Below are 16,035 nucleotides of genomic sequence, written 5' to 3'. Positions count from 1 at the left end.
CAAGGGCATGATTGGCAGACTGGAGGGCTATGATATAAGATGAATGCAATAACATTAGTTGGTGGCTTGCTCTGCCTGGGGCTTATTCTGCAGGATTTTGTAAAAACAACGCTTTCTTTGCAGGGAGGCGGATTAATAACTAAATCTGTCTCTAAAGTAATCTGGACTGTTTTCCTGAAGCTTGCAAATGGCAACGGGAGATCAGCCCTGCTGCCGCACGCGGGATACACCATCTTAATTACGATATTTATGATCTGGCTGGCTGGTATCTGGCTGGGTTTGTTTCTGGTTCTGCAGTCCTCCCCTGTTTCGGTGCTGCACAGTTCTTCGGGGGCGGTGGCTAGCTCCTGGGAGAAATTTTACTTCGCCGGCTATGTGCTGTCTACCATGGGCAACGGCGATTTTCAGCCTAACGGCATGCCCTGGCTGGTGCTGGCTTCCGTTTTCTCGTTTCTGGGCCTGGCTTTGATCACCGTATCCATTACCTATTTTATTCCGGTGCTCTCGGCTGTCAACTCCCAGAAAACACTGGCCGTGTTTATCAATGCCATCGGAGACACGCCGCAGCAAATCCTGATCAACAGCTGGAATGGCAAAGACTTTTCCAGATTCCTGAGCCATGGCGCCGACCTTACCACCATGCTGCTGCAATACACTCAGAATCACCTGGTCTACCCCATCATCCATTACTTCCACAGCAAGGAGCCCAAGCAGTCGGTGGTTATAAGCATAGCCATGCTTAACGAAGCCCTTACTTTAATGGTACATGCCGTGGCAGAGGGTGCCCGGCCAAACGACAAGGAGCTGCACATGCTGCAAAAGTCGCTACAGTTTTACAGAAATACCGTAAATGAAATTTATGAACTGAAGGAGAATGCTTCGCTGCCCCAGCCCGACCTGTCGCTGCTGAAAGAGGCTGGAATTCCCTTGCAAAGTAACCATAACAGTTCCGACAATCAGGACCTTCCGGCGATCCGGAGGGTATATGCCAGACTCCTTGCAAACGCAGGCTGGAACTGGTTACAGGTGTATAGCTCCAAATTCTGATAGCTGTGGCAGGATCAGGTTGCCCTGCTTTATGCACTCCCCTGTGTCCAGCACAATATGGATCACGAGCCCTAGCCCGACCAGCCGGGTGGCTGGTATAATGGCAAGCACCAGGTACACGGCACTAAGCCAGTAACTGTGCAAAAAATGATAGCCCACACTGCAACGGTCAGGGTCCACAATCGGGGTAGCGGCCAGGTGATCCAGGTCTATGAGCAGCCCGGCGAGCATGAGAAGCGTAGCGCGTTGCCATTGGTCGCGATAAAATAGCCACGCCACAGCAGCGGGCACTGCCAGATGGAAGAAAAGATGTAAGGCAAAGCTGAAAGTCATGGTGCTAATTCGTTTGGCTTACATACTGCGCCCGCCGCTGTTTTGTTTGCTGTAAAAGAACCAGTGCTAAAGTCAGCCAGCTAAGTCTGTCAGCAGCAGCAGCAAATACCTCCGGAGGAGTAAAAGCATTAGCATAATTTCTTCTGGAGCGTATGGGGCCGCCTCCTGAAAGCAGGCCTGCTCCAAAGCATTACTATTGTACATTTCAGGCACAAACTTCTGCCAGCCTCCGGCAGTAGCTGAAGCGGTTAGCCCCATAACCTGAAACTGAGCCTGTAGGCTGCAAGTAACGAGCAACTAAAAATGGTACTAAAAAGGCCGCTGTAGTTAAAGATGTTGTTAATACGATCAAAATTTCATAATTTTTGCCTCTGGTAGTAGAGCCTGTGCTGAACAAAATGCACACAGTCTGCTTATCATTTGTCTGGTATGGCAAAAGCTGACATACAGTGCGTGGGTTTCCGGCCGAATGCAGAATTGTAATAATTTGAAATAAGGGAAATTAACAGCCTGCCTCCTGTAACACATTCTTTATTTAAGGATAATCATAATTTTGCCAATTCAGCGTTATGGAATCGTTGCAGCTTATAAATCAATCTTTAATTCTGGCCTGATGCGCTTATTATTACCTAAGCCTGTTTATTTACTTGTGTTGCTGATGCTCGCGACTGTGGTGCAGCTGGGGGCAAATACATTAGTTGTCGACCCGCCTAACTTCCAAGTTATAAATCCTCCCAGAGCTACTGATCCTGTACAAGGGGTTTGCGCCGGAGATACGATAGAGTTTGCCATCACTAACCCAGAGGCCGGAACCGTGTATTCGTGGAATTTTGGAGATGATTCTCCCATCAGGTTCGGTACCACCATAAAGCATGCGTACAATTTGCCGGGGCTAAATCCAGATCCGCAGGCTTATATTGTTTCGGTTATCGCTACAGCCAACAACATAGATTCGGATCCTTTTGAGCGTACGGTGTATGTGCGGGAGGTGCCGGAATTATCTTTCGCGGATGAAAATACTGACCAGAATTTTGTAATCTGTTTGCCCGATACGGTTACTGCCACAGACACTACCTTTACCATCATCAACACAGCAGCGCAGCAGTACCAGGATGTCATCACGACATACTCTGTGAACTGGGGAAACGGCGACCCTGCCCAAACAATTGCTTCGGGCGACTTCCCGCTGGAAAGCCCTACATACAGTGAGTTCGGGGAATATACTGTCCGTGTTACCGCCACTGGGCCAAGTGGATGCGTAGCTTCCTGGGAGCAGGTGTTTAGCTACACCCAGAAACCAAAAGCACACTTTAACCTAGATAAGCAACCGGAAGGCACGCCGCAAAGCTGTACCCCGGTCATTGTATCGGTGGGCGACAGCTCCAGCGGGGCCAACCTGACCTACAAATGGGAAGTGCTGGACCAGGCAAATATAGGTGGCTGGGAATATATAATGGGAGAAAGCCTGGAAGAAGATACGCTGCAGGTAAGGTTCACCATACCCGGCCAGTTCCAGATCCAGCTGATTGTGGAGAATGGCTGCGGCACAGACACTACCGAGCAAAGCTTTGTGGTGGGCTGGCCTTCGGTGCAGTTGCCTGCCGAAATAGAAGCTTGCGGCGACACCACCATTACCTACAACCAGTCGAGCGGCGTGCAGATAGACACCAACTTTGGCAACACTGTTTCCTACGAATGGTATGTAAACGGGAGCCTGGTTTCCACAGAAGAAGCTCCTTCCATTCCGTTCACCACGCCGGGCACCTACACCATTAGCGCCCGGGTCACGAACGAGTGCGGAACCAGCGATCAGCCACAGACCCCACAGCCGCAAAGGGTGACCATTTATGCCATTCCGGGCAAGCCAGTTATTGCCAACCCCGATATTTCTACCTGCGAAGGAGGCTTTATTACGGTTCGGCCAACAGGTGCCGGACCAGGCTACATAGCCTTCGATTCGCCAAATAATATTACTACGCCTGTAGCGCCTCCCGGGCTGGTGCTAACCATGCCGGCCCCCGTTGCGAGCACCACCTATTATGTGCGCTCTATTAACCAGATCGGCTGCCTGAGCGACGAATATACTGCCCTGAACATTACCGTAACGCCGCCTATCGACAATATGATCTCTACTGACAACACCGGCAATGTGTGTACAGGCCAGAGCAGCTTCTCTATCTTTGGCAACGGCGATTCAGGCTACACCTATCTGTGGCAGGTAAGCATCGCCAGCGACTCCACTGGTTTTAGCGCCGCTCCAGGCACCAACACCGAGCAGGATTACGAAGTTACCAGCCTGAGCCGCAGGTCGTGGTTCAGAAGAGTGGTTACCTCAGGCGATTGCGAACTGGCCTCTAATGTAGTAGAAGTAAATGTACAGGAATCGCCCCGCACGCCTACTGTACAGGGGGGCAGAGATGCGTTTGTGTGTTTAGACAGCGTGGCCGTGCTGCAGGTAACGCCGGAGCCGGGCCTCATCTACCGGTGGTACGATGTGGCTACGGGAGGCACGCCGCGCGGCGAAGGAGCCTCGCATGAGGTGCAGGGCATCGGCAGCTCGGTTATTTATGTAGAAGCCGTGAACAGCGCCGGATGTGCCAGCCCACGTGTCGCCATTAACGTAACGGTAACTAACGCCCAGGCCAGCGCCGGAGACGACGTAACCATCATTCAGGGGCGGCCTGCAGAACTGCGTGGCTCGGGAGCCGGCAACAATGGCACTTACCTGTGGGAGCCTGCCGAAGGCCTGAGCAACCCTGCTGTTCGGAACCCGGTAGCACGGCCTCAGGAGACTACTACCTACACCCTGACCATTACCACCGAGCTGGGCTGTGTTGATACCGACACTGTAACCGTTACCGTGATCCCGGCCATTAAAGCACCAAACGCCTTTTCCCCGAACAGAGATGGCGTAAACGAGGTCTGGGAGATTGAGAATATCAGCAACTACCCTGATGCGCGCGTGGAGATCTTTAACCGTTGGGGTAACAAAATATTCACCTCTACCGGCTATGGCATCCCCTGGGATGGCACCTACAATGGCTCTGACCTGCCAGTGGCTACTTACTACTACATCATTTACCTCAACAGCATAGAGAGGCCCATCTCTGGCAACGTGACTATTATCAGATAATGAAAATGAGAAAGCCGCTCCTGCTTTTGATCGCTTTGGCAGCCGTTGCAGTGCAGGCTGTAGCACAACAGCGCCCCCAGTACAGCCAGTACATGGTGAATAACTACATTCTGAACCCCGCTATTACCGGCATAGAAGATTACGCAGACATAAGAGTAAGCAACAGAAGGCAATGGATGGGGCTCGATGGAGCACCTGTCACCTACTACGTATCGGGGCACATGCCCCTGAACAAGGGGGCAGCCAGCAACAAATACCACAAGGCCCTGGCGCACCATGGCGTGGGAGTGCTGCTGCACACCGACCAGACCGGTCCGCTGCGGCGCACAGGCCTTACCGGGTCCTATGCTTACCACCTGCCAATCACAAACAAGATCAACGTGTCGGCAGGAGCATCGGCCGGCCTGATCCGGAATTCTCTGAATGCAAACGAACTGGAGTTTACCAACCCTAACGACCCCTTGGTTGGCGGTGGCAACATTAACCGCAACATGCTCGACCTGAACCTGGGGCTGTGGGTGTATTCGAAGAACTTTTCGGTAGGTTTTGCTGGTGCGCAGCTGCTCGAAGATGCTGGCGGCTTTAGGGCTCCTGAAGAAGAGCGTGCAGCGCTGGGGCTCCAGCGGCATTATTTCGCCACCGGCAGTTACCGCTGGAACGCTACCAGCACCCTCGATGTCATTCCGTCGGTTATGGTTAAAATGGCCGGACCAAGTCCTGTCTCTATAGATGGGAATGTGCGGGTAATGTACGACCAGCGTTTCTGGGTGGGGGCCGGATATCGGCAGCGAGATGCCCTGGTAGCCATGGTGGGCGTTTATGTGAGCCCCTTGCTCGATGTGTCGTATTCCTACGATGCCACTACTTCTAACATCAACCGCGTAAGCGCCGGTACGCACGAGATTGTGGTTGGATTTAAACTGCTGAACGACCGCAGAATAATTTGTCCGCAGTGGGTTTGGTAAGCTGCTCCCTGTAGTACCTGCCGCATAGTACATAAGGCACCTTTTTTACGAAGCCTCTGCCTCCTGAATATTCAGTGGCAGGGGCTTTGTTTGTTACCCCTCCTTCTGAAATATATACGCACGCCTGCTCTGCACCAATTATTCTAATGAATTTGCCCCTCCGGAGTGCTTTGCTGTTCTTTAAGAAGGACACAAAACACAGGGCCAAGACACAGGACTTTTCTGGGCGTAATCAGAAACTGCGCCCAACTGAGGGTGTGGCAGTTTCAAGATCAACTATTTAACAATTAACCCATTCATTATCAGCAACCAACATTCAACAATCATCAATTATTAGAATAAAATCGGCCCTCCTGAGCTGTTGCTCCCCGTGCCGTATGCAAATACCGTTGCGGCTTCAGGTTCTTGTTCAGTCCAATAAGCAAACATACCTTATAGCAGGTACTTCAAAAGGAAGGGCAGCAAAACAATTTTGCCGTCGGGGTGGTACGCTATCCTGCTTTTTTCCTAATTTCAGCCATAAAATGAAATTTGATAAGTGCTAAAATGCTGGGTGAACTTCTTATCTTTATTGTTGTAGCAGTTGTCGCTTCTTTTAAGCTTAATTTGCAGCTGCCAGCCAGCATATAGATTTTTTATTGTAAAGCGCTTTTCAGAAAAGTTCTATGAATCCCGAACCCCTGCTAACAAGTGTTAGCGCTCTGGCTTGTCCAGGTAAGTTAAACATTTTAAACAGATTAGTACGCTGCTAAACCCATAGAGCTAAATAATTGCCTGCTATTGTTTTAATCGGCTATAAGAAAAATATATTTTTCGGAGGAAAAGGATAGCCATATAAAAAATTATTTTTTTCATATTGGCCCATTTTGATATAATATTGTAACTCCATTTAATATTTTTAATTTGCTATATAATCCTCTTTCAGCAAAAGGGTATTGCCTAAAGCCAAATTCGACACAACCATTAAGTAAGATATTATAACAAAATTCTACAGTTATTCATGAACATTTTTTCAAGTAAAGCCATCTTGTACATGGTTGGCTTCTGTCTGGTTTCTCTTGCAGGTACTGCGCACATGGCACCTGACTTTGAAGGTGTTCTTAGCGATAATGAGCCAATAGCAGCCGTAAGCAGAGAGCAAGAGCAGGACAAAAGTGTGCTTGATGGTGGCCTGAACACAGCCAGCTTTGCTGCCATGGCAGCTGACACGGCCACAGGCATACCAGGTCAGAAAATTATTGCCGGTTCCGGTCTAGGAAACAAAACCCTGGCCGCGGGTGCCTACAAAGTAGCAGGGCCTGCCTACCTCGATGGTCCGCTTACTTTTACCTCCGGGGCAGGTAGCCCAACCGTTATTCAGGTTGCCGGCGATTTGTTTATAACAGAAAAAGCCAGCGTGCAACTGGCCGGAGGTGCTCAGGCATCTGATGTTTTCTGGGTAGTGGATGGTGAGGTAAAAGCGGAAGCCCGGGCAACGCTGCCTGCAAATATCATAGCCAGGAGCAGCACGAAACCTTCCGGCCTTAACAGAGTAACTGCCCCCCTGGCGCAAAGGATTATGCAGGCTGCTGCACAGGCCAGCAACCATACGGCTGATCTGCGTGTCTCGTTGCAGGTCACGATGAACGGGGCACCCCTTACACCAGGGCAAGCTATTCCTTACGGCACCATCCTGAGCTACACCTACCTGGTTGAAAACAGAGGGCCGGACCAGGAAACAAACGTGACGGCCGATCTGATTATACCCGGCATTAACAACAGCTCCACCTATAACTACACCTGGAATATAGGCACGCTGAACCCTGAACAGCTGATCACATTCACAGTCAACATCAGGCTTGATTTACCTGGCGCTTCTACCGTTAGTATTGCTGCCACTGGCGACGGCACTGATAACAATCCGGCCAATAACAGCGCCACGCGGGATATTTGTGTGACACCTCCTGCCGCTGGCACCATCTCCACCAATGCGCCTGGCACCTACGTTTGCCAGGGAAGCAAAGTAAGGTTCAGCATACCCTCTATTGCTGGGGCCACCTCATACACCTGGGAGGTGCCACAAGGCTGGAACTGGGTGCCGCTCAATGCCGAACAAACATCCATAGAAGTAACCATAGGAACCGGAACCGGAGAGGTAACAGTTTTTGGCGGCAACGTTTGTGGCAGTGGCCTCAGAGCTGCGCCCAGAAGCTTTATTTCGGTAAGCCCTAACGCCATTCCCCTTACGCCGCTCATCACCAGCGAAGGCAGCCTTTGCACAGGCAGCCAGATAACCTTCCGCATCACTAATCCGGAGGCAGGCATCAACTACCGCTGGAACCGGCCAGCCGACTGGACCATCGTGGCGCAGAGTGCTTCCTCTGTATCCTTTATTACCTCGAGCCCGGGCCCGGTGAGCGTAACCGCCACAAACGCCTGTAACAGAACCAGTGTAAGCGAACAGATTGCCGTATCTGCCGTGCCACCTGCCGCAGTAATTGCAAGCGAAGGCAACTTATGTATTGGGGGCGAAATTACCTTCCGGATTGTGGAGCCAGTGGCAGGCATGATATACCGATGGGTGCACCCGGCCGGCTGGCAGGTAATCGAGACCGGTGCGTCGTCTATCCGGCTGTTGCCCAATAGTGCTGGCGAAGTTCGTGCTACTGTTACCGCCTCCATGGCGCTTGGCTGCACAAGTGAACCGGGTGAGCCTATTATGGTGTCTGGTGTGCCGCCAGCAGCACCTGTTATTCAAAGCGATGGCATACCCTGCGCAGGCGATCAGGTAACTTTCAGGGTAGCCAGCCCGGAAGCCGGGATGATCTATCAATGGAATTATCCGGCAGGCTGGACCTTTGTATCGAGAGCGGCCTCAACTATTACGCTGGTGGCAGGAGCTGGCAATGTAACGGCACAGGCCGTAAATGCATCGGGCTGCGTGAGTGTGCCAAGCAATACGGTAACTGTTACAGAAAGACCGCTTGCACCTGCTGTTGCCATAGAAGGAGCCCTTTGCCCGGGCACAGAAGTGACCTTCCGGATTGTGAGCCCTGAAACAGGCGTAACTTATCAGTGGGATTACCCTGCCACCTGGGCACAGGTGTCGCAAAGTGCTTCTTCCATTAGCATAAGAGTAGCAGCCGGAGAGATAAGGGCAAGGGGAGTAAATGCGGCAGGATGTACCGGAGAGGCGGGAGAACCAATCGGCGTGATGGAAATACCTGCCACCCCGGTTATTGCCAGCAACGGAGAGCTTTGCCCGGGCACAGAGATAATGTTTCACGTGGAGAACCCCGCAGGTGGCATGATCTATAACTGGAGCTACCCCTCAAACTGGTCTTTTGTATCGCAGGATGCCGCTTCTATTACGGTAGTGGCAGGAGCCGGAGAGATTTCAGTGAGGGCTGAGAACGGGGCCGGTTGCGAAAGTGAGCCGAGCAACAGCCTGGTAGTTCCAGCGGCACCTGCCAGGCCGGCAATCGCAAATCAGGGCGATCTGTGTGCAGGCAATCAGGTCACTTTCCGGATTACCAACCCGGAAGCAGGCCAGACTTACCAATGGAATTACCCGACCACCTGGGCATTAATTTCAGAAGATAACACCTCCATTACACTTACTGTAGCTGCTGGTGAGATTACGGCACGAGCCGCCGGTGGTATTTGTGGCCCGGGTGAGGCCAGTAACGCTTTAGTTGTTTCTGAGGTGCCTGAAGCCCCTGTTATCGTAAGCAGTGGTGAGTTTTGCCCAGGTATAGAACAGGAGTTTCGGGTAAATAATCCGGTGGCCGGGCTGGTTTACAACTGGAGCTACCCTGCCAATTGGTCCTTTGTGTCGCAGGGTGCCTCGTCTATCAGACTAATGATAGGTGTGGGTGAGATATCGGCCAGGGCAGAGAATGCCGGCGGATGCGAAAGTGTTTCCAGCAATGCCATTACCGTTACAGAAACATTGCCTGCTGCCCCTGCTATAGCCAACGAAGGAGGCCTTTGCGCCGGTTCAGAGGTTACGTTTCGGGTAATAAGCCCCGAGGCAGGCCTGACCTACCAATGGAACTATCCTGCCAACTGGACACGCTTGTCAGAAGATGCATCCTCCATCAGGCTGATAATCAGAGCGGGTGCCATTACAGCCAATGCGTTGAATAGCTGTGGTACCCCGGGTGCGGCAAGCAATGCTATTGTTGTTTCAGGAGAAGAACAGCCTGCTATAGCATCCATCGTTAGCGAAGGCACACTGTGCATCGGGTCGGAAGTAACCTTCAGGGTGCAAAGGCCTGAGGCAGGAGCCACCTACAACTGGAGCTATCCTTCTAACTGGACAGTTATATCTGAAGACGCAACCTCCATCAGGTTTGTGGTGGGTACGGGGGCTATTGCGGCCACTGCGTTGAATAGTTGCGGTACGCCTGGTGAGATTGGCAATGCCATCACGGTTTCAGGGAACACAGCGCCTGCCGCCCCTGCTATTATAAACGAAAACGGACTTTGCCTCGGCTCAGAAGTTACCTTTAGGGTCAGCAGTCCGGAGGCAGGCCTGTCCTATCAGTGGAATTTCCCTCCAGGCTGGACACTTATATCAAAGGGCGCTTCTTCCATCAGGCTACTTGTTGGAGCAGGTGCTATTTCAGCTACCGCCATTAATGGCTGCGGGATAGAAAGTGCTGCCAGTAATACCTTAACCATCTCTACGGAAGAAGGGCAGCTGACAACTCCAATTATTGCCACGGAGGGAGGTTTCTGTGCCGGTTCGGAAATTACGTTCAGAGTAATTAATCCGGAGGCAGGCGTTGCGTACAACTGGACGTATCCCTCTAACTGGAGCCTGATTTCTGAGGATGCAACCTCTATCAAGCTCATAGTGGGCACAGGTACTATTAGAGTGGTTGCCATGCCGGATGGTAGAATTGTGTGCCCAAGTGAGCCTAGCAATGCTATTACTATTTCAGATAATGTACCGCCTGCCGCACCAACAGTTAGTAGAGAAGGAAACTCCTGCTCGGGTGAAGAGGTCATATTCCGAATAGCAGCACCTGTGCCTGGTATTTCTTACAAGTGGAACTACCCTGCCAACTGGACACTTGTATCGCAGGATGCCTCTTCTATAACACTGATAACTGGTGCCGGAAACATAAACATTACCGCTACCAATACCTGCAACGGATTAACAGCAACAAGCAATTCTATAACTATTGCTCCTACTCCTGCAGAGCCAGGAACAATTACAGCCAACGGACCTCTTTGTGTGGGGCAGCAGGTGGTGTTTAGCGTAGAGGCTGTACCAGGGGCCAGTTCTTATAGTTGGTCCCTGCCTTCGGGCTGGGTGGGCGCTTCTACAGGCAGAAGTATAACCGTAACAGTAGGATCAACGGAAGGAACAGTATCCGTCAGCAGCAGGTCAGGAAATTGTTTAAGCAGAGCCAGTACCTTGCCTGTGTCACCTACCGTATTTCCAGCACAGCCTGGCACAATTACAGCCAACGGCGCCTTCTGCGTAGGCCGCCAAGTAACACTTTCTGTGCCGGCCGTGGCGGGCATGAGCTATAGCTGGACCCTGCCTGCCGGCTGGGCCGGCTCCTCCTCCTCCAACAGCATCACCGTCACGGTGGGCGCCTCAGGCGGGGCGATCGCGGTGCGGGCCTCCAACGCCTCAGGCTGCACGGGCACCGCCAGGACCCTGAACGTAACGCCGTTTGTGACCCCGGTCCAGCCGGGAGCCATCACGGCCACCGGCGCGCAGTGCGTGGGGCAGAGTGTCACCTTCAGCGTGGCGTCTGTCTCCGGAGCCACCACTTATAGGTGGGCGGTGCCTTCGGGCTGGACGATCACGGCTGGCCAAGGCACTACCACCGTCACAGCCAGAGTGGGAACAGCCGCAGGCGAGGTGTCGGTGACGGCGGCCACTGGTGCGGCCGGTGCCTGCGCCAGCGCGGCCAGCACTCTGCCGGTGACGCCGGTGGCGCTGCCGGCGCAGCCGGGCACGATCTCGGCCAGCGGAGCCTTCTGCGTAGGCCGCCAGGTGACGCTTTTCGTGCCAGCCGTGGCAGGCATGAGCTACACCTGGACCCTGCCTGCCGGCTGGGTCGGCTCCTCCTCCTCCAACAGCATCACCGTCACGGTGGGCGCCTCAGGCGGGGCGATCGCGGTGCGGGCCTCCAATAGCTCGGGCTGCACGGGCACCGCCAGGACCCTGAACGTAACGCCGTTTGTGACCCCGGTCCAGCCGGGAGCCATCACGGCCACCGGCGCGCAGTGCGTAGGGCAGAGTGTCACCTTCAGCGTGGCGTCTGTCTCCGGCGCCACCTACTACAGGTGGGCGGTGCCTTCGGGCTGGACGATCACGGCTGGCCAAGGCACTACCACCGTCACAGCCAGAGTGGGAACAGCCGCAGGCGAGGTGTCGGTGACGGCGGCCACTGGTGCGGCCGGTGCCTGCGCCAGCGCGGCCAGCACTCTGCCGGTGACGCCGGTGGCGCTGCCGGCGCAGCCGGGCACGATCTCGGCCAGCGGAGCCTTCTGCGTAGGCCGCCAGGTGACGCTTTCCGTGCCAGCCGTGGCAGGCATGAGCTATAGCTGGACCCTGCCTGCCGGCTGGGCCGGCTCCTCCTCCACCAACAGCATCACCGTCACGGTGGGCGCCTCAGGCGGGGCGATCGCGGTGCGGGCTTCCAATAGCTCGGGCTGCACGGGCAGCCCGAGAACTCTGAACGTAACGCCGTTTGTACCGCCTACACAGCCTGGTGGCATTATAGCAAATGGGGCACAGTGTGTGGGGCAGACGGTTGTTTTTACAGTAGCCAACGTATCAGGAGCTTCTTACTATACCTGGACAGTTCCTACCGGATGGACTATTACAGCAGGTCAGGGTAGCACCTCTATGACAGCCAGAGTGGGAACAGCTGCAGGATCTGTGTCTGTAACGGCAGGTACCGGAAATGTAGGTGCCTGCGCCAGCCCTGCCAGCTCACTGACCGTAACACCAGTAGGGCTTCCGGCACAGCCCGGAGCCATCGCCGCCAGTGGTGCCTTCTGCGTAGGCCGCCAGGTGACGCTTTCTGTGCCGGCCGTGGCAGGAATGACTTATAACTGGACCTTGCCTGCCGGCTGGATTGGATCGTCCTCTACCAACAGTATCACCGTTACAGTTGGCGCTACCGGTGGCACTGTTTCTGTTTCAGCCAGAAACGCATCTGGTTGTCTTAGCACAGCCCGTACCTTATCAGCTACCCTTATTGCGGCTCCGGCCATTCCGGGTAATATAACAGCCAATGGCTCTCTCTGTGTCGGGCAGCAGGTAACCTTAAGTGTGCCAGCAGTATCTGGTATGAGCTACAACTGGTTATTGCCAGAAGGCTGGACAGGAAGTTCAACAACCAGCAGCATCACCCTGACAGTGGGCGAGACAGCTGGTCTCGTATCTGTGGTAGCTGTGAACGCCGGAGGTTGTACCAGTCCGGTAAGGTCCTTAGATGTAAATCCTTCTGTGGCTCCTGCCATGCCTGGCGCCATCACGGCAACAGGTTCACTCTGCGTTGGAAATCAGGTAACCTTTAGGGTAGATAATGTTGCTGGCGCCTCGTCTTATACCTGGACGTTACCAGGCGGGTGGAGCGGTACTTCAACCACAAACAGTATTACCGTAACAGTTGGATCAACATCAGGAACAGTCTCTGTCATGGCCAATGCCCAGGGGTGCCCGGGATCTCCGGCAACATTGCCGGTTACTCCAGTGGCAGCTCCTGCACAACCAGGCACCATAACGGCCAGCGGGGCTTTCTGTGCAGGCCGTGAAGTAACGTTGAGCGTACCTTCCATCTCCGGATTGAATTATAACTGGTCTGTTCCTGCCACCTGGAATATTACGTCAGGCGCTGGTACTTCCTCTATTACAGCTACTGTTGGAACTGTCGGGGGCACTATCTCCGTAACGGCGGCAAACGCAGAGGGCTGCACAGGCACTGCCCGCACTTTAGCAGCTACGCTTGTTTCGGCTCCGGCCACGCCAGGAGCCATTACAGCAAGTGGCTCACTTTGTGTCGGAAGCCAGATTACACTCAGCGTGCCGGCTATAACAGGCGTTACCTTCAGATGGTCACTTCCGGAAGGCTGGACAGGTACCTCTACCACCAGAACCATTACCGTAACTGTTGGGGCAACAGCAGGCACTGTATCAGTAGTGTCTGTTAACACAGGCGGCTGTACCAGTGCTGCCAGCAGCCTGAATGTGAATCCTGCCACACCGGGTGCACCTGGTGATATTTCGGCAAGTGGCGTTTTCTGCGCTACGCGCCAGGTAACCTTCAGTATTGACCCAGTAGAAGGAGCAGCATCTTACGCCTGGGCGCTGCCAACCGGCTGGACGGCAGTAGCGGCATCCACCACAACCAGTATTACAGTAAATGTGCCTAATAACACCACCGCAAGAACAATCTCAGTAAGAGCCGTGGGAGCAGGAGGCTGCCTGAGCACACCTAGTACACTGAACATTGCACCCACACTGCTGCCAGGAGTGCCTTCCGGTATTTCCATCCTGCAGAATGCGCTGCTTTGTATTGGTAACCAGGTTACTTTCAGTGTAACGGCAGTGGCAGGAATGACCTACAACTGGCAACTTCCTGAAGGCTGGGAAGGGGCCTCCACCACGAACACCATTAGTGTGACAGTAGGATCAACAGAAGGCACAGTTTCTGTGACAGCGACAAATGAAGCAGGTTGTACCAGCAATGCCAGAACACGGGCCGTAACCCCACTGGTGGTGCCTGGTGAGCCAGGAGCGATTACCGCAAGCGGACCCTATTGTGCAGGAAGCACCGTCACATTCACCATCGAGCCGGTAGAGGGTGCTGCGTCTTATGTCTGGTCCTTGCCTGGCTGGACTGCTGTAGCGGCATCAACTACCAACACCATTACTTATAATGTTCCGACCAACACCACTGCCAGAACGCTAACGGTAACACCAAGGGGAGTGGGCAACTGCCCAGGCCAGTCTGTGACGTTAGCCGTTGTACCTCTTGTTACCCCTGCGCAGCCAGGCGTTATTACTGGTCCGGCGCAAGTGTGCCCTGATGCTAAGGGGATCGTCTACTCGGTAGTGGAGGTGCCAGGCTTAACTTATAACTGGACCCTGCCAGACGACTGGACGATTACAGAGGGCGAAGGAACAGCTGCTATTACCGTTCAAACAGGGCAAATGCCGGGTACTGTAGCCGTCAGGGCCGCTAACGACTGCTTTGCCAGTACAAACGCCAGATCGTTAGCAGTTTCGTTGCGGCCAGGCACACCAGCTACGCCGGGAGCCATTACCAGCAGCGGACCACTTTGTGCAGGTAATACCAATATTATTATAAGTGTAGAGCCCGTAGAGGGGGCTACTGATTATATCTGGGATTTGCCTGATGGCTGGATTATTACGGCCGGAGAAGGAAGCGCGGATATAGAGGTGACAGCAGGAACAACAGCAGGCGAAATAAAGGTAACTGCCGGCAATAGCTGCGGCACCAGTGACCCCAGCATCCTGGCCGTGAATGCGCAGCCAAGGCCTCAGGCCCCGGAAGCCATAACCGGCGATAGGGAGCCTTGTGTAGGCCGTACGGATGTGGTGTACTCTATACCAGCTGTAGCAGGTGCTATGACTTATAACTGGAGCGTGCCAACTGGTTGGTCTATACTGGCTGGCCACCATACAACCAGCATCAGAGTGCGGGTAGGAAGTGGCCAGGGTGTTGTATCAGTAAGAGCCAGTAACCCATGTGGCATTAGTTCAGCCAGTACGCTGCCGGTTGTTCCGGTGGCGGGAGAGCCGACTGCCCCAGGTATGCTTACCGGCGAAGTAGAGGTATGCGCAGGTCGCAAGCTGACTTACTCTGTGGTAGCTGCCAGCAGAGCCACCTCCTACACCTGGAGGTTACCTGAAGGCTGGACCATAACCGCAGGGCATGGCACAACCCGAATTGAGGTAATAGCAGGCAGCAGCTCCGGGCTTATCTCTGTTGTGGCACACAACAGTTGCGGTACCAGCCTGAGCGCTACCATGGAGGTGAGGGGAGTGCAGATAGCCAGCGTGAATGGGATCAATGATCTGAGCAACATGTGTGAGGGCCTTATTTATGAAGTAGCGCCTGTGGCAGGAGCCAGGACTTATAATTGGTCAGTTCCATCAGGCTGGTCGGTTATTTCAGGGCAGGGTACTACCCGTATCAGGGTGGCGCCGGAAGGAAATAGTGTAGGTGCCATAGCGGTAGTCGTGGACAACGGTGTTTGTCTGAGCGAGTCGGTCTCTATTACGCCTGATCTGGATCTGATTGCCAGTGAGTTGGTTTTCCCGAACGTGTTTACGCCGAATAACGATGGTAACAACGATACCTGGGTGGTAGAGAACCTTGGGAATTATCCGAACAGCGAAGTTTCGATCATAAACCGCTGGGGCAACGAAGTGTATCGGAGCAGTAACTACAAAAACGACTGGACAGGTGATAACCTGAGCGAGGGAACCTATTACTACATTGCAAAAGTGAAACAGTGCAATGGCAGTGATCAGGTGTACAAGGGCTTTGTGATGATCATGAGATAATAGCAGTA

General features: G+C 53.6%; 5 protein-coding genes. 4 read left to right on the top strand and 1 reads right to left on the bottom strand.

From position 1 onward, the window contains the following. Positions 1–39 precede the first annotated feature (39 nt). Positions 40–1,047, top strand: a complete 1,008-nt coding sequence (locus tag FJM74_RS08790) for a potassium channel family protein (RefSeq protein WP_187262226.1) — start codon at positions 40–42, stop codon at positions 1,045–1,047. Here the strand turns inward: FJM74_RS08790 and FJM74_RS08785 are convergent. Continuing rightward, entirely contained in the window at positions 1,021–1,380 is a 360-nt protein-coding gene (locus tag FJM74_RS08785) for a DUF6122 family protein (protein ID WP_187262225.1), read from the bottom strand. The two genes, FJM74_RS08790 and FJM74_RS08785, sit on opposite strands and share 27 nt — an antisense overlap. A gap of 613 nt (positions 1,381–1,993) precedes the next feature. On the opposite strand from FJM74_RS08785, the gene FJM74_RS08780 reads away from it, so the two are divergent. From FJM74_RS08780 to FJM74_RS08770, 3 genes are all read left to right on the top strand, one after another. After that, positions 1,994–4,513 (top strand): gliding motility-associated C-terminal domain-containing protein, encoded by a 2,520-nt coding sequence (locus FJM74_RS08780; RefSeq protein WP_187262224.1) that lies wholly within the window; start codon positions 1,994–1,996, stop codon positions 4,511–4,513. Beyond that, positions 4,513–5,478, top strand: a complete 966-nt coding sequence (locus FJM74_RS08775; RefSeq protein ID WP_241739010.1) for a PorP/SprF family type IX secretion system membrane protein — start codon at positions 4,513–4,515, stop codon at positions 5,476–5,478. Before FJM74_RS08780 ends, FJM74_RS08775 begins: the two co-directional genes overlap by 1 nt. A gap of 1,075 nt (positions 5,479–6,553) precedes the next feature. Further along, the gene (locus FJM74_RS08770) at positions 6,554–16,027 is read left to right on the top strand and encodes an Ig-like domain-containing protein (protein ID WP_187262223.1); all 9,474 of its coding nucleotides are present in this window, start codon (positions 6,554–6,556) and stop codon (positions 16,025–16,027) included. Positions 16,028–16,035 lie beyond the last annotated feature (8 nt).

Origin of the sequence: Pontibacter beigongshangensis, from assembly GCF_014332515.1 — a bacterium.
Classification (GTDB): Bacteria; Bacteroidota; Bacteroidia; order Cytophagales; family Hymenobacteraceae; genus Pontibacter; species Pontibacter beigongshangensis.
The sequence above is the reverse complement of the archived record's forward strand: the minus strand, read 5'-3'. Positions and strand labels throughout refer to the sequence as shown.

What these genes read in the sequence shown, in the direction of transcription:
- FJM74_RS08790 (WP_187262226.1), top strand. Translation starts at nt 40, where the DNA reads ATGAATGCAATAACATTAGTTGGTGGCTTGCTCTGCCTGGGGCTTATT.
- FJM74_RS08785 (WP_187262225.1), bottom strand. Translation starts at nt 1,380, where the DNA reads ATGACTTTCAGCTTTGCCTTACATCTTTTCTTCCATCTGGCAGTGCCC.
- FJM74_RS08780 (WP_187262224.1), top strand. Translation starts at nt 1,994, where the DNA reads ATGCGCTTATTATTACCTAAGCCTGTTTATTTACTTGTGTTGCTGATG.
- FJM74_RS08775 (WP_241739010.1), top strand. Translation starts at nt 4,513, where the DNA reads ATGAAAATGAGAAAGCCGCTCCTGCTTTTGATCGCTTTGGCAGCCGTT.
- FJM74_RS08770 (WP_187262223.1), top strand. Translation starts at nt 6,554, where the DNA reads ATGGCACCTGACTTTGAAGGTGTTCTTAGCGATAATGAGCCAATAGCA.